Genomic DNA, 25,878 nt, shown 5'->3' on the forward strand with positions numbered 1-25,878 from the left:
AAACGAGAATTAGAGGTTTTTCTTTTTTATGGGGATACAGCCTATAACTGTATTTTGTACCCCAACCATATTGATTGCTATAGGATCCTTTTTTCTAATTTCTTTACTTGTTATTTCTTGAGTGTAGGTTTGAAATCCGGGATACGAAGCCTGTAAAGCAATCCCTTTTTTTACGGACGATTTAGGAAAAGTAATTTCAAAATTTCCATCATTATCTGTTGTAGTTTTAGACCACTCGTAACCGATGAGTTCTATATTAACTTGGGGTATTGGAAGTTCTCCTTCACTAACGGTACCTTTGATGGTAATTAATTGATCGGATTTTTTTGCCATTTCCGAAGACATTCTAGATGTAACGGATTGTTCCTGAGCAACGATGTGACCGGGCATGAATAAACTTATAGCGCCAATAAATAATAGTCCGTATAGGGATTTTAGGGGCGTGTTGGTAGTGTTGTTTACGTATTTCATGGCTGTAAAAGTATTTAATATCATAAATATATGAATTTATCCTTTATGTGTGAAAAAAAATTACACATGCGGTAATTCAACGGTAAAAGTGCTTCCTTCGTTGGGTTCGGAGACTACGGATATCGTGCCGTTGTGGAGTGCAATGATCTTCTGAGTGAGTGAAAGCCCAATTCCGTTTCCGTTGGCAAATCCTTTGTTATCTCCTCTAAAAAATGGTGTGAAAATATTCGGTAGGTCGTCCGGGGCAATTCCGATTCCGTTATCCTGAAAACGAATAATTGTTTTGTCTTTAAAGTAGGTGATCGCTATTGTGCTTTCTTTTGCTTCCGAAAATTTACAGCCGTTTTCGATCAGATTCATAAAAGCGACTTTGAGCAAATATTCGTTTCCTTTTACCGAAATAAAATCGTCGTCCTCAATTTCCTTTTCAAAGATAAGGTTGACTTTAAATTCGGGTTGGTTATGCAGTACATCGTTTCGGGCATCCAATAACACTTCGTCAAGTCGGATTTCTTTCTGGACAATTTCGGTTTGATCGTAATTGGCTTTGGCCAAATCCAACAAACTATTGGACAAACGAACCAGTTTTTGAGCGTCATTAATCGCATTGTCGATCGATTTCCGGTATTCGTCGTTGCTGCGCAGGTTTCCGGCCGATAATTGCAGCTCGGTTAGCATGGCTGTTAAAGGTGTTCGCAATTCGTGCGAAATATTCGAAACAAAATCTTTTTGAGCGTCAAATGATTTTTCCAGTCGGTCGAGCATTTGGTTAAACGTAGTGGCCAGTTCGGCAATCTCGTCTTTGTTTTTAGGAAGTTGTACCCGTAAATCGAGATTGGTAGCCGATATTTCTTTTACATTGGCCACAATATTGGTCATGGGCGACAAGGCTTTACGTGAAAAAATACGCCCCATGATATAAATAAAAATAATTGAGGACAAGAATACAATCAGTATGTTCCTTTTGGCGATATAGGTTTTATGATACCCATTCAAATCGTAGGCCGCGGCCATGATAATATAATTTTTTCCGTCATGTTCGTATCGCATACCAATGGCCTGCCATTTGTCAAGGTAAAAACGGATTTCTTTTTTCTTTAAAACCGAATTCAGCATTTTGGTATTCTCTTTTACCACGTCAATATTCGCATCATCATGGTATAAAAGATTATAATGATCATCATATATAGCCACTTCGACTTCGTTGATGATCGACCGGTTATTGGTATAAATTGCCTGAAGGGTTTTCGTATCGATTTTGGCTTTAAAAAACAGATTGGCTTTGGTGAGTGCTTCTTTGTGAAGCGTACGGTAAAACGTGTTTTCCCGGTTTTTTTCGCTTGTGGCATAGATAATCACTGCAAAAACCAATAATATGGATGCTGTTAGAAAAGTAAACAATAAACTCAGTCGGTTTTGTATGGTCATCTACGTATCGCTTTCCAGTTTTAAAATAAAGCCCATTCCGGATTTGGTATGGATTAGTTTGTTGTCGAAATCCTTGTCTATTTTTTTTCGGAGGTAATTGATATAGACGTCAATAAAATTTGTGCCGGTGTCAAAATGGGTGTTCCAAACTTTTTCGGCGATTTCGGTACGACTCAGCACCCGTTCGGCATTTTGCATCATATATTCCAGAAGTTTGAATTCTTTTGGTGTCAGACTGATTTCTTTACCGGCACGTCGGATGGTCTTGGTATTGTAATTGAGTTCCAAATCCTGATAGGTGAATTTATCGGTATAATTGGCTACTGAACTACTTCGTTTGAGCAACGCCCGGATACGTACGAGTAATTCCCGGAAATCAAATGGTTTTACCAGATAATCGTCGGCACCGGCATCAAATCCGTCCACTTTATCATCGGTAGTACCCAAAGCTGTCAGCATGATAATAGGCAGACCGGGATTACTTTTGCGTATCGAAAGACACAAATCGATTCCGCTTATTTTGGGTAAAATAATATCGGTAATTACCAAATCGTAGGTATTGTATAGGGAAAGCTTTTTTCCCATTTCGCCATCGTAGGCGAGTTGGGTATCAAAACCTTCTTCATCCAAACCTCTTTTGAGTAATTCGGCTACGCGGGTATCGTCTTCAACAATTAAAATTTTTGGCATATTCGTCCGGACTTACAAGTTGACTATAACAAAAGTAAACTTTTCTGGCGATAGTGGTTAAAAAAAGAAAAGCCTGAAAATGGTCATATTTTCAGGCTTTGGTAATGTACTGTTTTATTCAATATTTAAATGTCGTCAAAGTCAATATCAGTGAAACTTCCGGAAGATGTACCCTCTTCTGTTTTCTCAGAAAAATACTCTTTTTTAAAGTCTTTCTGGTGTCTTTCTGAAATTACTTCCTCTCCTTTATGATTTAATACATACGAAGTCATTTCGTTTAAGATGTCTTTGAAAGCTGCAAAATCCTCTTTATATAAATAAATTTTGTGTTTCTTGAAATGGAATGAGCCATCATCTTCGGTGAATTTTTTACTTTCTGTAATCGTAATGTAATAATCATCAGCCTTTGTCGCTCTCACATCGAAGAAATACGTTCTTCTTCCTGCGCGTAAAACTTTAGAAAAAATTTCTTCTTTTTCTAACATTTCATTTTCTCTCATAATCCTTCAGTCAATAATTTATGGTGTTAAGTAGAACTCAAAAATCTAAAAAAAAACCAAAAAAACCAACATTTATTGTAATTCTTTTTCTGAAAGTTGCTTAAAGTACAAATCTTTATAGTAACCGTCCTGGTTTACCAATTGATTATGAGTTCCTTGCTGAATTATTTTTCCGTTGTCCAGGATGATAATCTGATCGGCATTTTTAGCAGAAGATACCCGATGACTAACGATTATTGTAGTTTTATCTTTACAAAAATCCATTAAATTGCTTAAAATTGCCTCTTCCGTCTCGGTATCCACTGCCGACAAACAATCGTCCAAAAGTAGGATAGGAGCATTTTTTATCAGCGCCCTTGCAATCGATACCCGTTGCTTTTGTCCGCCCGATAAAGTGATCCCTCTTTCGCCTAAAACCGTATCGTATTGGTTTTTAAATTTGACAATATTTTTATGAACTACCGCTTTTTTAGCCGCATCGATTACTTCCTCATCGGTTGCCTCTTCATTTCCAAATTTAATATTATTTTTAATCGTATCCGAAAACAGAAAAGCATCCTGAGGTACAAAGCCGATATGATTGCGCACATCAAACAGATTTAAGTCGCGGATGTCGCTACCATCGATTTTTACAGCACCTTCGTTAACATCGTATAAACGACTGATCAATGAAAGTAATGTGGATTTACCGGAACCGGTTTTTCCTAATATGGCTAATGTCTGACCTTTTTTGATCTGAAGGTTTACATTTTTAAGAGCGGTAATCGTTGTATCTTCGTAGGTGAAGGTTACATTTTCGAAAGTGATTTCGCCATTAACAGGGGTGTGTTCCGGTACGGTATTCTGGATTTCCGGTTTGATCTTAAGGAATTCGTTGATTCGTTTTTGTGAGGCCTCGGCTTCCTGAACCATTGAGGATACCCATCCTAATGACGCTACCGGCCATGTTAGCATATTGATATAAAGGATAAATTGAGCGATTACACCGATATCCGGAATACTACCGTTAATATACATCATTCCGCCAACATATACGACCACGAGGTTACTCGCACCGATTAATAGAATCATTAGCGGACCAAACAAGGCATTGGCTTTTGCCAGGCGCATGTTTTTGTCTTTACTTTCCTGTGATAAGGCGGTAAAGTCGTCCTGTTTTTCGTTTTCGATGGAGTAGGCTTTAATTACACGGATACCGGAAAACATTTCCTGTGTAAACGTAGATAGTTTGGAAAGGTTTTGTTGGTAGGTTGTACTTCGCTTGTTGATTTCGGAGCTGATTTTAAAAATGCTATACGCCAGAATCGGTAATGGTAAAAGCGAATAGAGGGTAAGTTCCGGTGAAATAATATACATCTGTACCGTTACGACAGCAAAACGTATAAAAGTGTTGATGGAATACATTACGGCCGGACCAACATATTGGCGGACTTTACCAACGTCTTCGCTGATACGGTTCATCAGGTCACCGGTTCTGTTTTTTTTGTAGAAATTCTGGGATAGATTTTCGTATTGTCGGAATACTTCATTTTTAAGGTCAAATTCGATATGACGCGACATCACAATTAGCGTTTGGCGCATCAGAAAAGTAAGGAAACCGGCAATTAACGTGGTAACAATAACGAGAATGATGTTTTCCATAAGGAGTTGACGTACCGTATCGGGATTCAGTTTGCTGTTTTCCAGTGCCTTGATCGAATCTCCAACCAGTTTTGGAGTATATAAGGTAAAGAATTGCGCTACGATTGTGATAATAATACCAATTAAAAATCGGTATTTATATTTGATGAAGTATTTGTTTAAATATTGAAGTTCTTTCATTTTTTAATCCTGTAGGTTGTTTTATTGTTTTGTATTCTGTTAAAATCGAATTGTTTTTGATAATGATTTTTAAAGTTGTTTTTAAAAATAATTATTATTGAATAATTAAAAAAAACGATTTGTGTTGAATTATTCTGAATATAAGTGTAATTTAGCAGTCTATTTTTGAATAAATTTCAACCTCAAAATAAAAAAAAACATGATAACAGAAGTTACAAGTGCTAATGAGCTTCATAAAATCGACCCGGTTTTTGGGCAGGTTTCATTTGATAATCATGAGCAAATCGTATTTTGTCACGACAAAGATACTGGTTTAAAAGCAATAATTGGTGTTCATAACACAGTTTTAGGACCTGCTTTAGGAGGAACCAGAATGTGGAAATATACAAATGAGTGGGAAGCTTTAAACGATGTTTTACGTCTTTCCCGCGGTATGACTTTTAAATCAGCTATTTCCGGGTTAAATCTTGGAGGTGGTAAAGCGGTTATCATCGGAGATTCCAAAGTGGATAAAACTCCGGAAATGATCACAAAATTCGGACAGTTTGTGAATTCCTTAAGCGGAAAATATATTACTGCGGAAGATGTAGGATCAACTACGGCTGATATGGATCTTATCCGTGATGTAACGCCTTATGTAACCGGAATTTCAGAATCAAGAGGTGGTTCCGGAAATCCTTCGCCAGTAACAGCTTACGGTGTTTATATGGGGATGAAAGCGGCTGCAAAATATCAGTTTGGTACGGATAACCTGGAAGGAAAAAGAATTTTAGTACAAGGTATCGGTCATGTTGGTGAAACGCTAGTAGAGCTGATCAGTAAAGAAGGTGCTTTAGTACAAATTACAGATATCAACGAAGCACGTCTACAGGAAGTAGGTGCTAAATATGGCGCTCAGGTTTTTAACGGTGGCGATTTATATAGTGCAGACGTAGATATTTATGCACCATGTGCATTAGGTGCTACGATCAACGATGATACGATCGAAAAAATCAAAGCAAAAGTTATCGCTGGTGCAGCGAATAACCAGTTAGCAGTTGAAAATATCCACGGTGCAAGACTTCAGGAAAGAGGCATTTTATATGCTCCGGATTTCTTGATTAACGCTGGTGGAATTATCAATGTATATGGTGAAATTGCCGGATACGGTAAAGAAGAAGCCATGCGCAGAACCGAAAATATCTTCAATACAACATTGGATATTTTTAACTACGCCAAAGAAAATAGCATTACGACACACCAGGCTGCTATGCGAATGGCACAGGAGCGTATCGATGCCCGTAAAAAAGAAAACGCGAAGTAGTAGTTTTCCAACAATATATTTTTTAATTTTGCGAAGCGAAAGATTATTCTTTCGCTTCTTTAATTTTTAAAAGTTCTTATCAGCAGGATGTTAAACAGAAGACATATTCGTGTAAAGGTGATGCAATCCATTTATGCAATGCATCAAAACGGTTCCGATAATCTTGAAAAGGAAGAGAAATTCCTGTTTCATAGTATCGAAAATATTCAGGATTTATATTTAATTATGCTCTCTTCTTTGGTGGAAATCAAAAAAGCAGAAGAAGATTTTATTGATAAATCGAGTAAAAAACACCTGGCGACTCAAGAAGAACGCAATCCGAATAAAAAATTTATCAATAATGCGGTACTGGATATTCTTTCGGAGAATAATTCCCTTAGTATTGCATTGGAAGATCGCAAGATCACTAACTGGAAAAATAACGACGACTATATTCTGATCCTTTTGGATGCGATTAAAAAGAGTAAGTTGTACGATACGTATATGCGTAACAACGTGAATACGTTTGAAGAAGACCAACAATTTGTGGTGGATGTTTTTACGGAGATCATCGCGCCAAACGAAAAGTTATACGATTATCTGGAAGACCACAAACTAACCTGGATTGACGATATTCCATTGGTAAATACAGCAATCCAAAAGCAGTTAAAACAGATTAAGAACAGTAGTGATCCGGACTCATTTTACGTTTCCAAACTATACAAAGATGCCGATGATAAGGAATTTGTACGTAACCTGTTTCGTAAAACGGTTCTGAACAATCCGGAATTAACAAAAGAATTTATAGACAAAACACCAAACTGGGATGCGGAACGTATTGCGGAAATCGATGCGATTATCCTGAAAATGGCCATCTGTGAGTTTCTTAAATTTCCATCGATTCCGGTAAAAGTTACAATTAACGAATATTTAGAAATTGCAAAAGAGTATTCTACTCCAAAAAGTAGTATTTTTATCAACGGAATTTTAGATAATCTGGTAAAGGATTATCAAAAAGACAACAGACTGATAAAAACCGGAAGAGGTTTAATGTAAAATTGTAAAAAAAATCGAATATGATTAACAAAACTCTTGGAATGTTAGCCATTGTAACTTTAGTGCTAACAACTTCTTGTAAAAAAGAAAATGCATCCGAAAAAATTGATGATGCCAGTGTAGCAGCAGCTGCTAAAAACAACGAAGCATCTGGAAAATTACCGGTAATTAAATTTAACGAAGAAGAACATAACTTCGGAACCATTAATGAAGGGGATAAAGCAGAAACCGTTTTTACAATTAGTAATGAAGGAGAGGCTGATTTGATCATCGTTAACGCACAAGGAAGTTGTGGTTGTACGGTACCGGATTGGCCAAAAGAACCGATTAAACCGGGAACTTCGGCTCCAATGAAAGTAACGTTCGATTCTTCCGGAAAACCAGGACAACAACAAAAAACCGTAACCTTAACTACAAATACAGCTAAAGGTAATGAAGTAGTAACCATTAAAGCTGATGTAACTCCAAAAGCAAAATAATTTTAATATGGAACAATTAGGACAATTAGGAAGTTTTTTACCCATTATATTAATGTTTGTTGTGGTGTATTTTTTAATGATTCGCCCGCAGCAAACCCGTCAGAAGAAAGAGAAAGAATTTGAAAGTAATATTAAAGTAGGTGATAAGATCGTTACCAAAGCGGGTATCCACGGAAAGATCGCTGAACTATATGATGATTCAATTGTAGTGGAAACTATGGCTGGAAAAATCAAAATGGAGCGTTCGGCTATTTCAATGGAATTAAGTCAGAAAGTAAACGCTGCGAAATAATTCTTTTTACAATAAAAACAAAAGGCAACTCATTGAACTGCCCCCAAAAAGTTAGACTCTATTTGGGGGCATTTTTATGGAAAGAAAAGTCAAGTACAATTATGAATTTAAACTTCGCTGCATAGGTGAGGTTTTGAATAAAAACAGGTCAAAAGAATAGGTTACTGTTGAAAATGGAATCAGCGCAACTAATCTTGGTAGATGGCTGAACTTTTATCTAAAATACGGAAAGGAAGGACTGTTATCTCGTAAGAATCAGAATTACAGTTCCGATTTTAAGCTAAAAGTTATACATACCATGGAAGAGAAGTCCTTATCTTTGGGTGAAACCTGTTTGTTCTTTAATATCCCCAATGATGGAGTAATCATCAATTGGCAAGGGAAATTTAAAGCACAAGGATTTACAGGTTTACAATATAAGCCCGAAGGCCGACCAAAATCATGACTTACAAAAGAGCTAAAAAAAATCCGCTAAACCTCTTACCCGAGAAGAGGAGCTTTTACTTGAGAATGAATCTTTACGTATGCTGTTTTGGCTACCTATACCATGATCATCGGGATACGTTTGGTGTTGATCGCTTTACGGAAAAAAATCGTTCGGAAAAAAATAAAAAATACCGGTTTACTCGGATTTTCAGGAGGTCTTTTCGATGCCTTTGGCGGCGGTGGATGGGGACCAATTGTTACCTCGACCTTATTGGCCAAAGGTCGAAAATCCAGTTATGTGGTCGGAACAGTGAGTTTAGCCGAATTTTTTGTGACACTGGCGGCTTCGGCTACGTTTTTTGCCTCATTGGGCGTCAGTCATTGGTATATTGTAGTCGGACTGATTTTTGGTGGTTCCATTGCGGCACCATTAGCGGCACGACTGGCCGGGAAATTACCACAAAAAACAGCCATATTGGCCGTAGCATTTTTAGTTATTGTATTCAGTATCCGAATGTTGTTTAAAATATTCTAAGGCTTTCAAAATGAAACAAAAAAAAGGTGCCGCAATAAACGGCACCTTTTTCCTTTTCATAGCAATTATATAATAGGGGATATTAGAACTGTAAGTTTACAGTTAAATCAAATTCGTCGTTGATGGCTTTGTCACCGATTGAACTGAAAATAGAACCAGAGTTGTACTCAATACCAAATTTAGTTCTGTCAACTTTAAAGCTTGTTGTAGCCGTTTTTCCTTTTACAGTGATGTCGAAAGTTACAGGGTTAGTTTTGTCTTTAATTGTTAAATCAGCAGTAACAGTATACACATCGTTACCTTTGTCAGCAATCGTTTTGAAAACTAATTTAGACGTTGGATATTTTTCAACGCCAAAGAAATCGTCAGCTTTTAAGTGACCGTCTAATCCAGCTTTTGATTTACCAGAAACGTCAGTAGCGCTGATTGTAGTCATGTCTACAGTAAAGTTACCACCTTTTAATTTTTTTCCTTTGAAAACTAAAGCACCTTCTTTTAAGTTGATAGTACCTTCGTGTTGTCCGGTTACTTTTTTACCAACCCAGTTGATTGTACTTTTAGAAACATCTACTTTTTTAGTCTGAGCTGATGCAGATAAAGTACCTAAAGCTACTACTAAAGCTAACGCAATTGATTTTAAATTTTTCATTTGATTTTAAAATGGTTTAATTAATTGATTATAAATTGATAAATAATTCTTCGTTTGATTTTCGCACTTTGGCATAATGCTGTGTAGCATCTTCTTCATGTCGGTACCCTAAAGTAGCCATTAAGGATGCATTTAATCCAAGTTCCTTTAATCCCAGGATTTCATTTACCTTTTCCGCTTCAAAACCTTCCATAGGTGTGGCATCGATTTTTAATTCGGCAGCAGCACTTAAAAGATTACCTAATGCGATATAGGTTTGTTTGGAAGTCCAGTTGCTTAGTTTGTCGGCTGGCAAAGTGGTTAGCTTACTTTTCATAAAATCACCATATCCGGCAATCGATTCTAAAGGAATCTGACGTGTTTCTACTATATTGTTTAGGTAAGCATCAATTTGTTCGGCTCCAAAATCGGTCATGTTTGCAAAAACAAGCAGGTGAGAAGCGTCAACAATTTGCGATTGTCCCCATGAAACCGGCTGTAATTTGGCACGTACTTCCGGATTTTCAATGATCAATACTTTATACGGTTGCAGACCGTAAGAAGAAGCACTTAAACGGATCGCTTCTTTAAGGGTTTCCAAATCTTCGTTGGAAATTTTTTTGGTAGCATCAAATTTCTTTGTTGCATAACGCCATTTTAGCGTTTCTATTAAATTACTCATGTATATTCTGATTATATTGTTCGATAGCGTTCCAGCAAATCATTTAAAAGTTCCTGTTCTTCCACAGTCAGGTTTTGTGCAAACAGTTGTTCGTGATGATCTACTTTTGGATCCAGTTCTTCCAGTAGTTCCAGTCCTTTTTCGGTGATGGTTACTTCCATTTTCCGACGATTGTCCGGGCAAACTTCGCGGGTTACCAGATCTTTTAATAATAATTTGTCAACCAATCGGGTCGTGTTACTGGTTTTGGCCAGCATCCGTTCCTGAATTACACACATATTGGTTGGTTTTGCCTTTTGGCCTCTCAAAATCCGCAATACGTTGTACTGTTCGCTTGATAATTCATAAGGCTTTAATACCTCAGCGAATTTCTCGGAAACCAAATTTTGCGTGTACAAAATGTTTAGCACTGTTCGTTTGCCCAGTGATAATGCTTTTGTAGATTTGATGATGTCTTCGATTTTCATTGTGTTATTAAATTTGTAGGTACAAATGTAGTAATGTTTTTAATTGTATATACAAATGTTTGTTTAATTTTTTGTTAAATTTATTTTTGAGCCTGTTAGAATGCTTAATTTTAGTGGCCTAAACCCGATTTATACCATGAGAAAAATGATAATACTGCTGGCGGTTTTTAGCTTTATGTCGTGTAAAAAAGAAGTAACCTCACCCGAAACAACTGTATCAGAACCGGAAAAAGCAGTTGTAGCCGATCAACCAAAACCGATTAAAGTTTATGAAAAAGACGGAATTAAGGTAGCATCTTATGACTTTAATGCTTTTGAGCCGTTTTTAAAAAAGGATAACGATACGACCTATGTGGTTAATTTCTGGGCAACCTGGTGTGTACCATGTGTGGAAGAATTACCGCATTTTGAAAAACTGAATACAACCTATAAGGATCAAAAAGTAAAAGTACTGTTGGTGAGTCTGGACATGCCGCAAAAAGTGGAATCCAATTTGTTACCCTTTGTAAAAAAGAAAAGCATGCAATCGGAGGTGATCTATCTGAACGATCCGGATGCCAACGCCTGGATTAGTAAAGTCGATACGGCCTGGTCGGGTGCAATTCCGGCAACAGTTATTTATAAAGGAGGCCAACGTAAATTCTATGAACAACAATTTACGTACGAGGCTCTTGAAAAAGAATTAAAATCTGTAATGAAGTAAGCAACCTAAAAAACAAGTATATTATATGAAAGCAATTAAATTTTTAGCCTTGACCTTAGTCGTGGGAGCTATAAGCGCGTTTACGATGATCAAACCAGCTGCCGGTTATAAGGTAGGCGATGTGGCGACCGATTTCAGTCTGAAAAATGTCGACAATAAAAAAGTATCGTTAGCCGATTTCAAAGCGGCAAAAGGTTTTATCGTGGTGTTTACCTGTAACCATTGTCCGTATGCACAAGCGTATGAAGATCGTATCATAGCATTGGACAAAAAATATAAAAAATTAGGATATCCGGTAATAGCGATCAATCCGAACAATCCGGCCAAACAAAAAGACGATAGTTTCGAATTGATGCAGGTACGTGCCAAAGAGAAAAATTTTACGTTCCCGTATTTATTGGATGAAGGTCAGAAAGTTTATCCGCAATACGGAGCGACTAAAACGCCTCACGTGTATATTTTACAAAAAACAAAAGTTGGAAATGTGGTAAAATATATTGGTGCGATCGACGATAATTATAGCGATGCGGCAGCCGTAAAAGAAAAATATGCCGAAAATGCATTGGATGCTTTATTAAAAAACAAAGAAGTAGCGGTAAAAGAAACCAAAGCGATCGGTTGTTCGATTAAAACGTAATAAGCATTTCAAAAAATTTTGAAGGAAAAGGAGTCAGTATAGTACTGACTCCTTTTTATTTGATGATATGTGATCATTTGATCATAAATTTTACAGATGGAAAAGCAATAATGTAAAAAATACATTGTTTAAAAGTAACAGTAAATTAAAATAGGTAATTTGTTTAATTATGTAATTATATATTTTACTTTTGCGAGCTTTGATTGTAATAATTAAAATAGAAAAACTCTTAAAAATTATAATTATGTTTAAATTAAAAAAACTGTCTGTATTTGCAGCAGTATTATTTTTAGGTTTATCCTCATGTAGTAAAGATAACGATGACACTCAGGAAGTAGCCGCTCAGGTTGAAGGAACCTGGCAATTTACAAAAGAAGGAACCATAACGAATAATCAGGAGGTTATAAATGATTATCAGCATGCTACCGGCTGTACAAAAGATTATCTTGAAATATTTGCCGCTAACGTAATTAAAGATCATTATTTCGACAATCCAAACTGTCAGGAAACAATCGATACTGGAGTCTGGACTAGAAATAATAATGCGCTGACATTTGTATATCAAAACGGAACAACCGTTAACGCAGAAATTATGCAATTAACCAATACCACATTGAAATTAAAATTTGTACTTTCCGGAAATACGAATTTGGTGGTGTTGACTAAGATCTAGGACTAAACAAATTTTCTGTTTCTTATGTGTAGACATATATTTTTCGGGTAACTAATTGCACTTTTTTGTCTACATTTGACTTTTAAACGCAAATCAACAATGGACATTACTCAAGAACAATGGTGGCAGGAAGCACAACAGGACAGCAATGCTGTGATTCTGGATGTGCGTACTGAAGACGAATGGAATCAGGGAATCATTCCGGGAGCCATCAACATCGATATTTATAAAGGACAGGGATTTATCTATCAGGTAGACGAACTGGACAAATTCAAAACTTATTATATTTATTGCCGATCCGGAGGAAGAAGCGGTCAGGCGTGTAACCTGATGCAACAAATGGGGTTTGCCAAAACCTATAATCTTGTAGGCGGAATTATGGAATGGAATGGACCGGTAGTGATGCCGGAAGAAAAATAAAAAAAGGGACTTTTTTGAATTGCCCCCAAATAGTATCTAACTTTTTGGAGGCACTCTATTTAAAGTCCCTTTTTTAGTTTATATCCCTATTAGAAGTTAGGACTTAAGTTGTATTTCTTATAGAAATTATCCAGCGCTTCCAATACCTCATCTTCGTTGTCTACCACTCGGAAAAGATCTAGATCGGCCGGATTGGCATTGGCATGTTTTTCAATGATCACCGTTTTGATCCACTCCAATAAACCGGACCAGAAATCACGACCTACCAGGATAATCGGGAATTTTCCGATTTTTTTGGTCTGAATTAAAGTGATGGCTTCAAATAATTCGTCTAGTGTTCCGAATCCACCCGGCATGACCACAAATCCCTGAGAGTATTTTACAAACATTACTTTGCGTACAAAGAAATAGTCAAATTGCAGGTTTTTATCGCGGTCGATATACGGATTGAAATGTTGTTCAAACGGCAATTCAATGTTTAAACCTACCGAAGTTCCGCCGCCAAAATGAGCACCTTTATTTCCGGCTTCCATAATTCCGGGACCACCACCGGTAATCACACCATAACCCGCTTTACTGATTTTATAGGCAATTTTTTCAGCCAATAGGTAGTATTTATCTTCCGGTTTGGTTCGGGCCGATCCGAAAATCGATACACAGGGACCAATTCGTCCCATCGTTTCATAGCCGTTTACAAATTCGGACATGATTTTAAAAATCGCCCAGGAATCATTGGTTCGTATCTCGTTCCAGGTTTTTTGTTTGAATTTATCCTGTATTCTGTCGTCTTCGTTTTCAAATTGTTCTTTCATCATCTAAACTCTTTTCTATTAATTATTATTTTATTTTGTATTGGAATTCGTAGATCATTTGTCATAATTATCCCGCAGTAACACTAGATGCAACTGATAGGTCGGTATAATGATGTGAATTAGGAGTGTTGTTGTTTGTTGACATTTATCCGAAAACCGAATAAACATAGTCTAAAACTATTATCTTTTTTGACGTTATGCAAATTTAGCACTCCCTTTTTTTTAAATAAATGAACGAATTCAAACGGTTTTGTTGTAAGGTGTTGTACAACAGTGTCTTGTTCGGAAAAAATAAAAGGCAATATAACATTGCCTTTTGTGTTTTATAAATGCAATTCCTTTTTAAGGAATTTAGCGGTATAACTCTTTTGGTTTTTAATGACCTCTTCCGGTGTACCTTTGCTAACCAGTTGTCCGCCGCCTTTACCGCCTTCATAACCGATATCGATAATATAATCGGCCAATTTGATCACATCTAAATTATGTTCGATGATCACGACGGTATTTCCTTTGTCAACCAGCTTGTTGATCACTTCCATCAAAACACGAATGTCTTCAAAATGCAATCCGGTTGTTGGCTCGTCTAATATATAGAAAGTGTTACCGGTGTCTTTTTTGGATAATTCAGTAGCCAATTTGATCCGTTGTGCTTCACCTCCGGAAAGGGTTGTACTTTGCTGACCAAGGGTGATATAGCCTAAGCCGACATCTTGTATGGTTTTAATTTTACGGTAGATTTTCGGAATGTTTTCAAAAAACGGAACCGCTTCATCTACAGTCATTTCCAATATGTCCGAAATGGATTTTCCTTTATAACGAATTTCAAGTGTTTCGCGATTAAAACGTTTTCCCTGACAGGTTTCACATTCTACATATACGTCCGGTAGGAAACTCATTTCGATCGTACGAACACCCGATCCTTCGCAGGTTTCGCAACGTCCGCCGGATACGTTAAAACTAAAACGGCCAGGTTTATAGCCACGGATCATCGCTTCCGGAGTTTGGGTAAACAAGGTTCTGATTTCCGAAAATACATCCGTATAGGTTGCCGGATTGGAACGTGGTGTTCGCCCAATCGGACTTTGATCAATATCGATTACTTTGTCGATATGTTCCAGTCCTTCGATCTTTTTATACGGTTGCGGTTTTTTAACAGCATTAAAAAAGTGTGCGTTCAGAATCGGATAAAGCGTTTCGTTGATCAACGTTGATTTTCCGCTTCCGGAAACACCAGTCACACAGATTAATTTTCCCAATGGGAATTCAACATTTACGTTTTTCAGGTTGTTTCCGGTCGCACCACTCAGTTTTAATACTTTTCCGTTTCCTTCACGGCGTACTTCCGGAATCGCGATTTCCATGGTTCCGTTGAGATAGGAGGCAGTTAAGGTTTTTTCGGATAACAATTCCTGCGGCGTTCCTTTACTGATGATTTCCCCGCCAAAACGTCCAGCTTTTGGTCCGATGTCGATTACATAATCGGCGCGTTCAATCATGTCTTTGTCGTGTTCGACCACAATAACCGAATTTCCGATATCGCGCAATTGTTCCAGTGAACGGATCAATCGTTCGTTGTCGCGTTGGTGCAAACCAATACTCGGTTCGTCCAGAATATACAACACACCAACCAGTTGCGAACCGATTTGCGTTGCCAGTCGGATTCGCTGTGCTTCACCACCCGAAAGGGATTTGGAACTACGATTTAAGGACAGATAATTTAAGCCTACATCGACAAGGAAGCGCAAACGCGCGCGTATCTCTTTTACAATTTCGGTGGCGATTGCTTTTTGTTTTTCGGATAAATGCGGTTCAAGTTCCTGAAACCACAGACTCAATTCATCGATATCCATGGCCGAAAGTTCGCCAATATTTTTTTCGTTGATTTTAAAGTATAAGGCTTCCTTTTTCAATCGGGTTCCTTCGCAAACCGGGCAGTCCACTTCGTCCATGAATTCCTTAGCCCAACGTTTGATCGTTGCCGAATCACTTTCGTCGTGCTGGTTTTTGATAAAATTGGAAATCCCTTCAAAATCGATTTTATATTCTTTTGTGATTCCCATGACTTTCGAAACCACCGAGAATTTTTCATTTCCGCCGTTAAGGATCATATCGATCGCTTCCGGTGCAATTTTTTCGATCGGATCGGTTAGTTTAAAGCCAAACTTTTCACCGATGATTTCCAGTTGTTTAAATATCCAGGAATTTTTTTGTTCGCCTAATGGTGCAAAACCACCGTTTTTAATTGAAAGTTTTGGGTTTGGAATAATTTTATTCAGGTTCACTTCACTCACCAATCCCAGTCCGTTACAATGTTCGCAAGCGCCTTTTGGCGAGTTAAACGAAAAGTTGTTCGGTTCCGGATTCGGATACGAAATCCCGGTCGACGGACACATGAGGTTTCGGCTAAAAAAGCGAACTTCCTGACTTTCCTGTTCGATTACCATCATGATATCCTCTCCGTGATACATGGCAGTTTTAATACTTTCGGTCAGTCTTTTGTCGTTGTCTTCCGTATTTTCGATTAGCATACGGTCGATTACAATTTCGATATCGTGGGTTTTATAACGGTCAACTTTCATACCGAATTCCAGATCGCGGATTTCTCCGTCTACGCGGACTTTAACAAAGCCCTGTTTGGAAATTTGTTCAAACAATTCACGGTAGTGTCCTTTTCGGGATCGGATAACCGGTGCCAGAATATTGATGCGCTTTCCGTTGAAGTTTTCAAAAATCAGTTCTTTAATTTGCTCATCACTGTAGCTCACCATTTTTTCACCGGTGTTGTAACTGTAGGCTTCCCCGGCACGGGCATAAAATAAACGAAGAAAATCGTAAATCTCGGTAATGGTTCCTACGGTAGAACGCGGACTTTTACTGGTTGTTTTCTGCTCAATGGCAATTACCGGCGAAAGACCGTCAATTTTATCCACATCCGGACGTTCCAGTCCACCCAGAAATTGGCGGGCATACGCAGAAAAAGTTTCAATGTAACGGCGCTGTCCTTCGGCATAAATGGTATCGAAAGCCAGCGATGATTTTCCGGAGCCGGATAAACCGGTAATTACAACCAGTTTCTCCCGCGGAATCACAACGTCAATATTCTTTAAATTATGCGCTCTTGCGCCTAATACTTCAATAGTTTCTTCTGTGTTTAGCATAAAAAATCGAGCAAAACGCAAAGGTACTGTTTTGAGCGCGATTTGAGACGTCCCGAAGAAAGAAATTTTTGTTATTTTTTAATAGTGAAAAGTTAGGATCAGACCGCGAAACCAAACTAAAAAGTATTTGATTCCCAATAGATAACTATTCTTATAAAGAACCCGGAACGAAAGTTTTTTTAGTTGTAAACGTTCTGTAAAATCTTCTGATGATCGGGGAAATAATGATGAGTTTTATTGCGATAATCGGCGATTATTCGATTCGCATGTCTTTTAACTTTTCACGATAGCTTTCGAGTACTTCAATTTTGGAAATATACCCCAGGTATTTGTTGTCTTTTAAAACAAAAAGGATGTCGGTATGATAGGTCTCGAATTTGTCCATTACCGTTTCCATGATTTCGTCATAACAGATCACGGCTTCGGGTTTTTCGGTTACATCCTGTAAGGAGGTGTATTTGATTTGAAAAGGTTTGAAAATAATATTTCGGATGGAATCAAAATTAATCACACCGGTTAGTTCTTCTTTTTCGTTTAGTATCGGAAAAAGCGTCTGTCGTGTATTCGAAAGTAAATCGACAATATTTTCCAGTTTCGAATCGGAAGTAATCGTTGTAAAATCATTGCGAATATGCTTTGACAGGTCAATCGAGGAAAGAATGTTTTTATCTTTATCACTGGTAAATACCTGACCTTTATCGGCCAGATTTTTAATGTCCATCGAATGAATTTCCATTTTTTTGGTAATCGCAAAACTGATAGACGAAACGATCAATAACGGAACCATTAAACCGTAACCACCGGTGATTTCGGCAATAAGGAAAATCGCGGTTAACGGTGCATGGAATAGTCCACTTAAAACGCCTGCCATTCCGACAATGGTAAAATTGCTAACCGGAAGGTTGTCCGACAATCCGATTAAACTAAAAAACTTCGCTACGAAAAAGCCCAGATAGGAACCTACAAAAAGGGAAGGAGCAAAGTTACCACCGTTTCCGCCGCTTCCTAACGTAAGTCCGGTGGCAAAAACCTTTAGAAACATCGTCGCACCAACAAACACCAACAGAATAATATCATTGTCTTTAAACGAATTTAAAAGGGTGTTTTCGAGTATTTTGCTTGGGTTTCCGTTCGATAGTATTTTGATGCTTTCATATCCTTCACCAAAGAGTGTCGGAAAAAAGAAAATCAGTATGGCTAGCGCCGAAGCACCGATCAATGCTTTTTTATAGGTTTTGTTTTTATAGCGATCGAAAAAATGTTCCACCTTTCGGAACGTCCGGGCGTGGTAAACGGATACCAGTCCGGCAAAAATTCCAATAGCAATATAATACGGGATATTGTGATAATCGAAAGAGAGTTGTTGGTGGAAGGATAACAGGATGTCTTCTTTTAAAAGTACATTGGTCACTAATGATCCGGTTGCGGCTGAAATCATGATCGGGATAAAAGCGGTGACACTCATATCGGCCAGAATCACTTCAATGGCAAACAATACACCGGCAATGGGTGCGTTAAATGCAGCGGCAATACCAGCGGCCACACCACAGGCTAATAAAAGCGTCCGGTCTTTGTAATTCAGACGGTATTTTTGCGCATAGTTCGATCCGAAAGCTGCTCCGGTAATGGTAATCGGTGACTCCAATCCGGCCGATCCTCCCAAGCCTACCGTGAGGGAACTCGTGATGATCTGCGCATACATCTGTTTTCGGGGCATGATACCCGATTTTTTTGCCACGGCAATCATAATCTGGGACGTACCTTTTTCGATACTTCCGTCCAGAAATTTTTTGATCACAAAAGCAGTCAGTAAAATCCCGACGATTGGCAGGATACTGTTACTATAGGGTAAGTGAAGTATGTTGTCGATATAATTTGCAAAACGGAATACTGAGTGTGCAAACGTTTTTAGTACGATTACCGCCAAAGCTGAGGATAAAGCCACTAAAATACAGGATAAATAAATAAACTGCCGGTTGTTTAAAATGGCTTTTAGAAAAAATAACGTGGCTTCTAAACGCTTTAAGTTTTTTCGCAAAAAGAGGGTTATAGGCGATACGTTTTTATTCGGCATTGTAGGAATGTTTTTGTGATCCGTTATGGAAACTTTAAACTGCTAAATTACGCCTTTTGAACCAGTATCATTTTAAAAATGTTATAAATTTTTTAAAGCTTCCCGATTGCTTAATGGTTTTAAAGTGGTTTCCGAAACAAATTTTATAACGGCTTTTGGGTCCGTTTTCGCATATTCCCGCAGTGCCCAGCCAATTGCTTTTTGGATAAAAAATTCACCCGAACCGGAATGTTTTTCGCATAAGGCAAACAATAAGGCTGCGTCGGTTTTGCTTTTATAACCCAGTTGAAAAAGTATAGCCGATCGGTTTAACCACATATTGTCGGAATCGGAAAACCGACTAATCACAGTGTCAGTTTCTTCCGGAAATTGGGTCAGGTAATTGCCTAACAGGTATTTGGCAAGAAAATCGACGGTATCCCACCATGAATCAGTGGTTAAGGTTTTTTCGATCAGCTCGATATCGGTTTTTACAAATTTTCCGCGCAATTCCTTTTCCAGTATTTCCATAGCGGCATAATGAAACTCTCGTTGTTGTTGCTGTAAGAGTGTTAAACCAATTTCACGGGCATTGTTTTTGACTTCGGTTTTATGCAGCGACCAGATTTGTTTGGTAATCTGTTTTCGCAAAGGCGCTTTGATGCCGTAAAATTGAAAATGATGTTTCATATAGGCTTCCATAGGTCCGGCATTGTCTGCCGAAGCATTTTCGCGGAAAGCTTGTGTAAGATCAGTTAGAAAAGTCATGCGTAATTTCCGCTAATTTATCGGTTGCAAATTGTTTTATTTCGTCAAAGAAAAGGGTAAATTCGATTTCAAAGTTGACATAATATTCCTGTAATTCCCGTACGGAATATTGCATACGGGAACGGTTTTTTGTACGCTGATCCATTTGGAAAAGTATGGTCGCAATACCATCTATTGAGGCGTAACTCACCAGCCAGTTTCGTTCAATCATATACGGCATTAGTCCTTTGGTTTTTTCGGTTAGCAAATCATAATGCTCCTTTAAAGAGGAATAAAATGCCGCAACATAGGTTTCCAGAGGTGTTTCGGAATAGCGATCCCAGTTTTTAGCTAGGAAATGATCATAAAATACATCCATAATCACACCGGAATAATGGCCGTAGGCTTCATGCAGTCGGTGTTTACTTTTTCTGAAAATCGGATGCGTATCGGTAAAGGTATCGATCGCGCGGTGTAACAGTATGCCTTTTTGAATATCCGGGTTAAAGTTTCGGTAATCGTTACCGCGGATTCCGTCGGCCATAAAGTTGCCAATCTTAATCAGATCATCATCTCCGGATAAATAGATATGGGCTAAAAAGTTCATTAGTGTTTACATTTCAGTCATTGTAGACTCTGGTTTGTAAATGTAACGATAACTTTTTTAAAAGCAGTATCGAAAAAGGGAAGGTTTTACCGGATTCAACCGGTGTAATTATTTTAGAATAAAATAAAAAAGAATTAGAATAGGGTACTACGCCGACAACTTTTTATATTTGTGATGAATTTGAATTTTTAATCCCCAATAGCATATATGACACTGATAAAATCGATTTCCGGTATTCGAGGAACAATAGGAGGAAAAACGGGTGATAACCTAACACCTGTGGATGCAGTAAAATTCGCTTCCGCCTATGGAACGTTTTTAAAACAAAATAGCAATAAGGAAAAATTAACCGTTGTGATTGGTCGCGATGCCCGGATTTCCGGCCCGATGATTCACAATCTCGTTGTCAATACACTGATAGGACTTGGGATCGATGTGATCGATTTGGGATTATCGACTACGCCAACTGTAGAAGTTGCCGTTCCGTTGGAAAAAGCCGATGGCGGAATCATTCTAACGGCTTCGCATAACCCGAAACAATGGAATGCGCTAAAATTATTAAATGATAAAGGCGAATTTTTAAATGGTGCCGATGGTGCTAAAATTCTGGAAATTGCCGAAAGTGAAGCGTTCGATTTTTCGGATGTGGATCATTTGGGAACGATTACCGAAAACGATGCCTATATGGACATTCATATCGATGAGGTATTGAATTTAGCATTGGTGGATGCCGAAGCGGTAAAAAAGAAAAAATACAAAGTGGTGGTCGATGGTGTGAATTCCTCGGGAGGAATTATCATTCCAAAATTACTGGAGCAAATGGGCGTGGAAGTGGTACGTTTGTATTGCGAACCAAATGGTCATTTTCCTCACAATCCGGAGCCATTAAAGGAGCATCTGGGCGATATCTGCGAATTGGTGGTAAAAGAACAAGCCGATTTCGGTATTGTAGTAGATCCGGATGTAGACCGATTGGCGTTTATTTCGAATGACGGAGAAATGTTTGGTGAAGAATATACACTGGTAGCCGTGGCCGATTATGTATTGCGTCGTACACCTGGAAATACCGTTTCGAATATGTCGTCGTCAAGAGCTTTGCGCGATATTACGAATAAACACAACGGAACCTACGAAGCCAGCGCGGTGGGAGAGGTGAACGTGGTGGAACTGATGAAAAAGAATAACGCGATTATTGGTGGTGAAGGTAATGGTGGTATTATTTATCCGGAAGCACACTACGGACGTGATGCTTTGGTGGGTGTCGCTTTATTCCTGACCTATCTGGCCGGACAAGAGCAATCGGTAGCCGAGTTAAGAGCCGGTTATCCGCAGTATTTTATGAGTAAAAATAAAATCGAGTTAACGCCACAAATTGATGTCGATGCGATTTTAAAAACCATGACGGCAAAATACCAACAGGAGAATATTTCGACGGTTGATGGGGTGAAAATCGATTTCGCGGAAGATTGGGTACATTTGAGAAAGTCAAATACGGAACCGATTATTCGAATTTATACGGAGGCACCTACTCAGGAACAAGCCGATAAACTGGCGTTGCGAATTATTGATGAGATTAAAGAAATCGCCGGTATCTAATAAAAAAAAACAGAATTATAAAAAATAAAACCTGTTCACTCAAACGGACAGGTTTTATTTTTTAGGAGCAATGTCCTTTGTTTTTACAACATCATTCCTCCGGAAACTTCAATACGTTGTGCGTTAATCCAACGTGCGTCATCGGTACAAAGGAAAGCAACTACACCGCCAATATCGTCTGGCAAACCAACACGACCTAACGCAGTTGCCGCAGCAATATTTTTGTTCATTTCGGCATTATCGCGAACCACACCGCCACCAAAATCGGTTTCGATAGCACCCGGAGCCACCACATTCACGCGGATTCCTCGGAAACCTAATTCTTTAGCCTGGTATTTGGTTAGAGTTTCAATGGCACCTTTCATCGAAGCATAAGCGGCATAACCCGGAAACGAAAATCGTGCCAGCCCGGTCGAAATATTTACAATACCACCGCCGTTAGCCATAAGTGGTAAGGCTTTTTGAGTAAGGAAAAACGGACCTTTAAACTGAATTCCCATTAAGGTATCAAACTGTTCTTCGGTAGTGGCTTCAAAAGAAGCGTGAATACCAATTCCGGCATTATTGACCAGATAATCAAAATGATCCGCTTGAAAATGGGTTTTTAAAGTCTGCTGAACGGTTATCCAAAAAGCGTCAAACGATGCGATATCAGATACATTTAGCTGAACGGCAGCGGCTTTCCGACCGTATTGTTCGATTTCTGTTACAACCTCAAGGGCTTCTTCTTTTTTACTGTTATAGGTTAGTACAACATCCAGTCCTTTTTGGGCCAGTTGCAGTACCATATTTTTGCCAAGTCCGCGGCTTCCACCGGTTACAAGTACTATTTTTTGAGCCATTGCTTTGATTTTTAAAGTTTTACTAAACAAAGATAAGTGGTTGCAAAAAGCTAATTATGGTGATAGTTTAAGTATTTTACAACAAAATTTTTGCAACATCCGACCAACTATCTACACGCGTATGATTTTTTGTATTTCCGGAACTATTATGCGGCTGGGAAAACAACAGGGTTTTTCCGTCAAAATAATCCAGATTTTTAAAATGATCATCGATCATAATGTCCCCTTTTATAACCGTTTTTGAACCACACATCACGATTTGTTTCCAGTGGAGAAATGGAAAATGTTCTTCCAACCAATAGAATTTGTCCGTAAGGCTTTTGGGAAATTCCATAGCAGCGCTCACAATAAACAGTTCGTATTTCTCATTGAGTTGTCGCATTACTTCGATACTACCTTCCATAACCGGTAGGTTTCTAAAAAAACCATCACTAAAAATATATTCTAAAGCATTTTTAAAAGTGTCGACTTCTGATGTTCCATTCATTTTTTCGTAAGATTGGCGGATGCCAAGTTCCTGGTATTCGAATTCGATCAATTGGGCATATATATCGGCCAGGACGCCGTCCATATCCACTAATAAGCGTTGTTTCATATAGTATTATGATTTAAGCGATTTTACTAAATATTTAGGCACCTCGGTATACCCTTGTCGGTCATAAAACCGGTGTGCTTCGGTTCTTCTGGAATGAGAATGCAATTCGATCCGATCACAGTTTCGTTCCCGTGCCAATGCCACACAAAAGGCTTCCATTTCTTTACCGATACCTTTACTACGGGCGGTTTCGTCTACGGCAAAATAACAGATCCGTGCAAAATCGCCTTCAAGGGCTAATTGTGGGATAAAATGAATCGAAATAAAAGCGAGTACTTTGTTGGCTTCTTCATAAACGAATAAAACCGCATCGGGATGCGACAGTAGGATTTCTAATTTTTTCAGGATAAAATTTCCGGTATCGGGATAATCCATTTGTTTTAGTAAATTCTGTATTTTGGTGCTGTCGGCTAAAGTAGCTTTACGGATGGACATAATTGAAGTTTGCAAATCGGTCATCATTCAAATTTAACCTTTTACGTCAGAATTGTGGTGCTGAAAGGTGTTAATTTATGTATAAATTTTGCGACGATGTTGCTGCAATTGTATAGCGATTATTTCGGATTGACTTTTGGTACATTGCGCGTATGACAATGAATACCGCCACCACATAAATTCAGGGCGATACTGTCGATTGCGATGACTTTCCGATCCGGGAATATGTTTTTTAAAATGGTCAGAGCGGTTTCATCTTTTTCCTTTATGATATACGGCATACCTTCGCGATAGTATTTTTGAGCGATAACCAGATTGTTGGTGATCAGGAAATTACAATAACTCAACGCTGGTAGTACTTTCATACGTTCCTGTGGAAACGGACTTCCGTCTTTGAGTTTACCGTGAAGTAAATCATAAGGGAAATGATAATTTTCATAAATGTTGTCACCTTCTTTAACGGTAATATAAATGGGTTCCGGAACCGGCATTTGAATGATGTTAAATGGGTTTCCGTTTTGATCGGTTTCTTTTTGCAATATGGTATAGGCCAAATCTAGTCGTTCTTTATTTAAGGCATGAATCGGACTTTGTAAGGCTTCTTCTGTTGTAATATGTGCCAGTAGGATAGTATCCCGGCCTACAAAACGGCACATTTCGTCGATATGACCGTTTGCCGAAGCCGAACGATAGGCGAGAAACGCTCCGTTTTCGTCTGGAATGGGGCCGGCATGCATATCTTCGTCGTCATAAGTGGCATAGGGTAACCAGATTACTTTATCGAGGTTAAAAATCCGTTTGAATTCATCTTCAACCTGTTCTTTGGTCCAGCCTTTGTTGCGTTTTGTAACTTCAGTATCTTCAATGGTGATCAAAATGCCATTTCCGTTAAATTCCCGATCACCGCCTTCACTGGTTAATCGCGTAAAAATCAAACCTTCGATATCGATAAATTTAGCATGAACCCGGTCAAATTCTTCCATCTTTTTGGAAATCGGATGGTTGTTGGGAAAAATACCGTAGGAATCGAAATTAAAGTCAACTACAGCGCGTTCGCCTTTTTCATTTATCAATATTTCGGCTCCGAAATCCCGCGGGTAAATAAAATCGGACGGGAAAACCATGAAACTGATTTTTTCACAGTCAATCGTGTGATTCTTCAATTCCTGCATCGCGCGTTCTTTGGCGGCTTCGTCATAACAGGAAACGATAATGGCTACATGGTCCAATAAATGTGAAATAATGGAAATGGTTACCGCTTCGATGTCATATTCTTTGGAAGCAGTGGCATATTGTACCAATGGCCATATCAGTAAAACGGATTCCTGTGGTTCGAATTCACCAACGGTTTTGTAGTTATGTGCGCGCATTACAAGTAATTTTGACTTATAAAGTTACAAAAAATATACGGGTTTTTAGGAACCGGAGTAGGTAACAATATCAATTCCGATTCCGTTTGGATCCTTGATAGCGAAATGTCGGTCGCCCCAGGGCTCGTCCCGTAATCCGATTTCGATAGGAATGTTTTTGAAAAGCATGTCCTGATAAACACTGTCTACATTGTCAACTTCAATAGTAAGATACATACCGCTACCAGTAAATACCGACTGGAATAATGGTTGTTGTGACGGATGGTTCGGAATTAAAAAACTGACTTCGAAAAAACCGTCCGGGCTATGTAACAACAGGTAAAAATCGTTTTCGAATGTTATTCCAAAGCCTAATACAGAAGTGTAAAAAGCTTTACTTTCTGCAAGTTTTGTCGTGATAATGCCAAAGTTGAATTTCATGATTGTTGTTTTAAATTTTGAAAACAAAGTTCTGTTACTAAATGAAGAAAAAA

Annotated in this window: 29 protein-coding genes; 11 read left to right on the plus strand and 18 right to left on the minus strand. The window is 38.4% G+C overall.

Going from position 1 to position 25,878, the window contains the following annotated elements; genetic code table 11:
- Window positions 1-9 precede the first annotated feature (9 nt).
- The 5 genes from E6C50_RS00160 to E6C50_RS00180 all read right to left on the minus strand — a co-directional run bounded on the left by E6C50_RS00160 (window position 10) and on the right by E6C50_RS00180 (window position 4,910).
- A complete protein-coding gene (locus E6C50_RS00160) occupies window positions 10-471 on the minus strand; it encodes a carboxypeptidase-like regulatory domain-containing protein (RefSeq protein WP_211089505.1) in 462 nt (153 codons plus the stop codon).
- A gap of 60 nt (window positions 472-531) precedes the next feature.
- Window positions 532-1,899 carry a sensor histidine kinase gene (locus E6C50_RS00165; RefSeq protein ID WP_136401189.1) on the minus strand — a complete coding sequence of 456 codons (1,368 nt, stop codon included), beginning with the start codon at window positions 1,897-1,899 and terminating at the stop codon, window positions 532-534.
- Window positions 1,900-2,589: a response regulator transcription factor gene (locus tag E6C50_RS00170; protein WP_136401190.1), complete on the minus strand. Its 690-nt coding sequence runs from the start codon at window positions 2,587-2,589 to the stop codon at window positions 1,900-1,902.
- 125 nt (window positions 2,590-2,714) lie between these two features.
- A complete protein-coding gene (locus tag E6C50_RS00175; protein WP_136401191.1) occupies window positions 2,715-3,089 on the minus strand; it encodes a PUR family DNA/RNA-binding protein in 375 nt (124 codons plus the stop codon).
- Between the two features lie 72 nt (window positions 3,090-3,161).
- The gene (locus E6C50_RS00180; RefSeq protein WP_136401192.1) at window positions 3,162-4,910 is read right to left on the minus strand and encodes an ABC transporter ATP-binding protein; all 1,749 of its coding nucleotides are present in this window, start codon (window positions 4,908-4,910) and stop codon (window positions 3,162-3,164) included.
- A 199-nt stretch (window positions 4,911-5,109) separates the two neighbouring features.
- Here E6C50_RS00180 and E6C50_RS00185 point away from each other — a divergent pair, with 199 nt between their 5' ends.
- From E6C50_RS00185 to E6C50_RS00205, 6 genes are all read left to right on the plus strand, one after another.
- Complete coding sequence (locus E6C50_RS00185; protein ID WP_136401193.1) at window positions 5,110-6,213, plus strand: Glu/Leu/Phe/Val dehydrogenase dimerization domain-containing protein; 1,104 nt, start codon at window positions 5,110-5,112, stop codon at window positions 6,211-6,213.
- Window positions 6,214-6,300: 87 nt separating this feature from the next.
- Entirely contained in the window at window positions 6,301-7,248 is a 948-nt protein-coding gene (gene nusB, locus E6C50_RS00190) for a transcription antitermination factor NusB (protein ID WP_211089506.1), read from the plus strand.
- 20 nt (window positions 7,249-7,268) lie between these two features.
- Window positions 7,269-7,727 (plus strand): DUF1573 domain-containing protein, encoded by a 459-nt coding sequence (locus E6C50_RS00195; protein ID WP_136401194.1) that lies wholly within the window; start codon window positions 7,269-7,271, stop codon window positions 7,725-7,727.
- 7 nt (window positions 7,728-7,734) lie between these two features.
- Window positions 7,735-8,019 carry a preprotein translocase subunit YajC gene (gene yajC, locus E6C50_RS00200; protein WP_136401195.1) on the plus strand — a complete coding sequence of 95 codons (285 nt, stop codon included), beginning with the start codon at window positions 7,735-7,737 and terminating at the stop codon, window positions 8,017-8,019.
- Window positions 8,020-8,317: 298 nt separating this feature from the next.
- Window positions 8,318-8,464 (plus strand): hypothetical protein, encoded by a 147-nt coding sequence (locus E6C50_RS17565; RefSeq protein WP_168732715.1) that lies wholly within the window; start codon window positions 8,318-8,320, stop codon window positions 8,462-8,464.
- An 87-nt stretch (window positions 8,465-8,551) separates the two neighbouring features.
- On the plus strand, window positions 8,552-8,980 hold the full coding sequence (locus E6C50_RS00205; RefSeq protein WP_230978921.1) for a TSUP family transporter: 429 nt from the start codon (window positions 8,552-8,554) through the stop codon (window positions 8,978-8,980).
- An 82-nt stretch (window positions 8,981-9,062) separates the two neighbouring features.
- Here E6C50_RS00205 and E6C50_RS00210 read toward each other — a convergent pair whose 3' ends face one another.
- The 3 genes from E6C50_RS00210 to E6C50_RS00220 are packed head-to-tail and all read right to left on the minus strand — an operon-like array spanning window position 9,063 to window position 10,757.
- Window positions 9,063-9,629 carry a YceI family protein gene (locus E6C50_RS00210; protein ID WP_136401196.1) on the minus strand — a complete coding sequence of 189 codons (567 nt, stop codon included), beginning with the start codon at window positions 9,627-9,629 and terminating at the stop codon, window positions 9,063-9,065.
- 28 nt (window positions 9,630-9,657) lie between these two features.
- Window positions 9,658-10,290 (minus strand): NAD(P)H-dependent oxidoreductase, encoded by a 633-nt coding sequence (locus tag E6C50_RS00215; protein WP_136401197.1) that lies wholly within the window; start codon window positions 10,288-10,290, stop codon window positions 9,658-9,660.
- 11 nt (window positions 10,291-10,301) lie between these two features.
- A complete protein-coding gene (locus E6C50_RS00220) occupies window positions 10,302-10,757 on the minus strand; it encodes a MarR family winged helix-turn-helix transcriptional regulator (protein ID WP_136401198.1) in 456 nt (151 codons plus the stop codon).
- Between the two features lie 136 nt (window positions 10,758-10,893).
- Between E6C50_RS00220 and E6C50_RS00225 the strand changes: the two genes are divergently transcribed.
- The 4 genes from E6C50_RS00225 (at window position 10,894) to E6C50_RS00240 (ending at window position 13,190) form a co-directional block, all read left to right on the plus strand.
- The gene (locus E6C50_RS00225; RefSeq protein ID WP_136401199.1) at window positions 10,894-11,460 is read left to right on the plus strand and encodes a TlpA disulfide reductase family protein; all 567 of its coding nucleotides are present in this window, start codon (window positions 10,894-10,896) and stop codon (window positions 11,458-11,460) included.
- A 25-nt stretch (window positions 11,461-11,485) separates the two neighbouring features.
- The gene (locus E6C50_RS00230) at window positions 11,486-12,097 is read left to right on the plus strand and encodes a thioredoxin family protein (protein WP_136401200.1); all 612 of its coding nucleotides are present in this window, start codon (window positions 11,486-11,488) and stop codon (window positions 12,095-12,097) included.
- Window positions 12,098-12,341: 244 nt separating this feature from the next.
- A complete protein-coding gene (locus E6C50_RS00235) occupies window positions 12,342-12,770 on the plus strand; it encodes a lipocalin-like domain-containing protein (protein WP_136401201.1) in 429 nt (142 codons plus the stop codon).
- A 99-nt stretch (window positions 12,771-12,869) separates the two neighbouring features.
- A complete protein-coding gene (locus E6C50_RS00240) occupies window positions 12,870-13,190 on the plus strand; it encodes a rhodanese-like domain-containing protein (RefSeq protein WP_136401202.1) in 321 nt (106 codons plus the stop codon).
- 89 nt (window positions 13,191-13,279) lie between these two features.
- Here E6C50_RS00240 and E6C50_RS00245 read toward each other — a convergent pair whose 3' ends face one another.
- The 5 genes from E6C50_RS00245 to E6C50_RS00265 all read right to left on the minus strand — a co-directional run bounded on the left by E6C50_RS00245 (window position 13,280) and on the right by E6C50_RS00265 (window position 20,567).
- On the minus strand, window positions 13,280-14,005 hold the full coding sequence (locus E6C50_RS00245) for an LOG family protein (protein WP_136401203.1): 726 nt from the start codon (window positions 14,003-14,005) through the stop codon (window positions 13,280-13,282).
- 320 nt (window positions 14,006-14,325) lie between these two features.
- Entirely contained in the window at window positions 14,326-17,160 is a 2,835-nt protein-coding gene (uvrA, locus tag E6C50_RS00250) for an excinuclease ABC subunit UvrA (RefSeq protein ID WP_136401204.1), read from the minus strand.
- 253 nt (window positions 17,161-17,413) lie between these two features.
- Window positions 17,414-19,234: a chloride channel protein gene (locus E6C50_RS00255; RefSeq protein WP_136401205.1), complete on the minus strand. Its 1,821-nt coding sequence runs from the start codon at window positions 19,232-19,234 to the stop codon at window positions 17,414-17,416.
- An 81-nt stretch (window positions 19,235-19,315) separates the two neighbouring features.
- Entirely contained in the window at window positions 19,316-19,981 is a 666-nt protein-coding gene (locus E6C50_RS00260; RefSeq protein ID WP_136401206.1) for a DNA alkylation repair protein, read from the minus strand.
- The gene (locus E6C50_RS00265; RefSeq protein ID WP_136401207.1) at window positions 19,965-20,567 is read right to left on the minus strand and encodes an acyl carrier protein phosphodiesterase; all 603 of its coding nucleotides are present in this window, start codon (window positions 20,565-20,567) and stop codon (window positions 19,965-19,967) included. Before E6C50_RS00265 ends, E6C50_RS00260 begins: the two co-directional genes overlap by 17 nt.
- Window positions 20,568-20,774: 207 nt before the next feature.
- Between E6C50_RS00265 and glmM the strand changes: the two genes are divergently transcribed.
- Entirely contained in the window at window positions 20,775-22,163 is a 1,389-nt protein-coding gene (gene glmM, locus E6C50_RS00270; protein WP_136401208.1) for a phosphoglucosamine mutase, read from the plus strand.
- A gap of 83 nt (window positions 22,164-22,246) precedes the next feature.
- Here the strand turns inward: glmM and E6C50_RS00275 are convergent, their stop codons facing one another.
- The 5 genes from E6C50_RS00275 to E6C50_RS00295 form a co-directional block, all read right to left on the minus strand.
- Window positions 22,247-23,005 carry an SDR family NAD(P)-dependent oxidoreductase gene (locus E6C50_RS00275; protein ID WP_136401209.1) on the minus strand — a complete coding sequence of 253 codons (759 nt, stop codon included), beginning with the start codon at window positions 23,003-23,005 and terminating at the stop codon, window positions 22,247-22,249.
- A 76-nt stretch (window positions 23,006-23,081) separates the two neighbouring features.
- Window positions 23,082-23,600, minus strand: coding sequence for a 5' nucleotidase, NT5C type (locus E6C50_RS00280; RefSeq protein WP_136401210.1), 519 nt, complete (start codon window positions 23,598-23,600; stop codon window positions 23,082-23,084).
- Between the two features lie 6 nt (window positions 23,601-23,606).
- Complete coding sequence (locus tag E6C50_RS00285; protein WP_230978922.1) at window positions 23,607-24,062, minus strand: GNAT family N-acetyltransferase; 456 nt, start codon at window positions 24,060-24,062, stop codon at window positions 23,607-23,609.
- Between the two features lie 92 nt (window positions 24,063-24,154).
- Window positions 24,155-25,405, minus strand: a complete 1,251-nt coding sequence (locus tag E6C50_RS00290; RefSeq protein ID WP_136401211.1) for an agmatine deiminase family protein — start codon at window positions 25,403-25,405, stop codon at window positions 24,155-24,157.
- A gap of 45 nt (window positions 25,406-25,450) precedes the next feature.
- On the minus strand, window positions 25,451-25,825 hold the full coding sequence (locus tag E6C50_RS00295) for a VOC family protein (RefSeq protein WP_136401212.1): 375 nt from the start codon (window positions 25,823-25,825) through the stop codon (window positions 25,451-25,453).
- Window positions 25,826-25,878 lie beyond the last annotated feature (53 nt).

It is taken from the genome of Flavobacterium supellecticarium, assembly GCF_004801375.1.
Taxonomy (GTDB): Bacteria; Bacteroidota; Bacteroidia; order Flavobacteriales; family Flavobacteriaceae; genus Flavobacterium; species Flavobacterium supellecticarium.

What these genes read in the sequence shown, in the direction of transcription:
- glmM (WP_136401208.1), top strand. Translation starts at nt 20,775, where the DNA reads ATGACACTGATAAAATCGATTTCCGGTATTCGAGGAACAATAGGAGGA.
- E6C50_RS00235 (WP_136401201.1), top strand. Translation starts at nt 12,342, where the DNA reads ATGTTTAAATTAAAAAAACTGTCTGTATTTGCAGCAGTATTATTTTTA.
- E6C50_RS00260 (WP_136401206.1), bottom strand. Translation starts at nt 19,981, where the DNA reads ATGACTTTTCTAACTGATCTTACACAAGCTTTCCGCGAAAATGCTTCG.
- E6C50_RS00165 (WP_136401189.1), bottom strand. Translation starts at nt 1,899, where the DNA reads ATGACCATACAAAACCGACTGAGTTTATTGTTTACTTTTCTAACAGCA.
- E6C50_RS00230 (WP_136401200.1), top strand. Translation starts at nt 11,486, where the DNA reads ATGAAAGCAATTAAATTTTTAGCCTTGACCTTAGTCGTGGGAGCTATA.
- E6C50_RS00240 (WP_136401202.1), top strand. Translation starts at nt 12,870, where the DNA reads ATGGACATTACTCAAGAACAATGGTGGCAGGAAGCACAACAGGACAGC.
- E6C50_RS00160 (WP_211089505.1), bottom strand. Translation starts at nt 471, where the DNA reads ATGAAATACGTAAACAACACTACCAACACGCCCCTAAAATCCCTATAC.
- E6C50_RS00280 (WP_136401210.1), bottom strand. Translation starts at nt 23,600, where the DNA reads ATGAAACAACGCTTATTAGTGGATATGGACGGCGTCCTGGCCGATATA.
- E6C50_RS00225 (WP_136401199.1), top strand. Translation starts at nt 10,894, where the DNA reads ATGAGAAAAATGATAATACTGCTGGCGGTTTTTAGCTTTATGTCGTGT.
- nusB (WP_211089506.1), top strand. Translation starts at nt 6,301, where the DNA reads ATGTTAAACAGAAGACATATTCGTGTAAAGGTGATGCAATCCATTTAT.
- uvrA (WP_136401204.1), bottom strand. Translation starts at nt 17,160, where the DNA reads ATGCTAAACACAGAAGAAACTATTGAAGTATTAGGCGCAAGAGCGCAT.
- E6C50_RS00170 (WP_136401190.1), bottom strand. Translation starts at nt 2,589, where the DNA reads ATGCCAAAAATTTTAATTGTTGAAGACGATACCCGCGTAGCCGAATTA.
- yajC (WP_136401195.1), top strand. Translation starts at nt 7,735, where the DNA reads ATGGAACAATTAGGACAATTAGGAAGTTTTTTACCCATTATATTAATG.
- E6C50_RS00215 (WP_136401197.1), bottom strand. Translation starts at nt 10,290, where the DNA reads ATGAGTAATTTAATAGAAACGCTAAAATGGCGTTATGCAACAAAGAAA.
- E6C50_RS00245 (WP_136401203.1), bottom strand. Translation starts at nt 14,005, where the DNA reads ATGATGAAAGAACAATTTGAAAACGAAGACGACAGAATACAGGATAAA.
- E6C50_RS00275 (WP_136401209.1), bottom strand. Translation starts at nt 23,005, where the DNA reads ATGGCTCAAAAAATAGTACTTGTAACCGGTGGAAGCCGCGGACTTGGC.
- E6C50_RS00175 (WP_136401191.1), bottom strand. Translation starts at nt 3,089, where the DNA reads ATGAGAGAAAATGAAATGTTAGAAAAAGAAGAAATTTTTTCTAAAGTT.
- E6C50_RS00220 (WP_136401198.1), bottom strand. Translation starts at nt 10,757, where the DNA reads ATGAAAATCGAAGACATCATCAAATCTACAAAAGCATTATCACTGGGC.
- E6C50_RS00195 (WP_136401194.1), top strand. Translation starts at nt 7,269, where the DNA reads ATGATTAACAAAACTCTTGGAATGTTAGCCATTGTAACTTTAGTGCTA.
- E6C50_RS00210 (WP_136401196.1), bottom strand. Translation starts at nt 9,629, where the DNA reads ATGAAAAATTTAAAATCAATTGCGTTAGCTTTAGTAGTAGCTTTAGGT.
- E6C50_RS00255 (WP_136401205.1), bottom strand. Translation starts at nt 19,234, where the DNA reads ATGCCGAATAAAAACGTATCGCCTATAACCCTCTTTTTGCGAAAAAAC.
- E6C50_RS00265 (WP_136401207.1), bottom strand. Translation starts at nt 20,567, where the DNA reads ATGAACTTTTTAGCCCATATCTATTTATCCGGAGATGATGATCTGATT.
- E6C50_RS00285 (WP_230978922.1), bottom strand. Translation starts at nt 24,062, where the DNA reads ATGATGACCGATTTGCAAACTTCAATTATGTCCATCCGTAAAGCTACT.
- E6C50_RS00185 (WP_136401193.1), top strand. Translation starts at nt 5,110, where the DNA reads ATGATAACAGAAGTTACAAGTGCTAATGAGCTTCATAAAATCGACCCG.
- E6C50_RS17565 (WP_168732715.1), top strand. Translation starts at nt 8,318, where the DNA reads ATGGAAGAGAAGTCCTTATCTTTGGGTGAAACCTGTTTGTTCTTTAAT.
- E6C50_RS00180 (WP_136401192.1), bottom strand. Translation starts at nt 4,910, where the DNA reads ATGAAAGAACTTCAATATTTAAACAAATACTTCATCAAATATAAATAC.
- E6C50_RS00295 (WP_136401212.1), bottom strand. Translation starts at nt 25,825, where the DNA reads ATGAAATTCAACTTTGGCATTATCACGACAAAACTTGCAGAAAGTAAA.
- E6C50_RS00290 (WP_136401211.1), bottom strand. Translation starts at nt 25,405, where the DNA reads ATGCGCGCACATAACTACAAAACCGTTGGTGAATTCGAACCACAGGAA.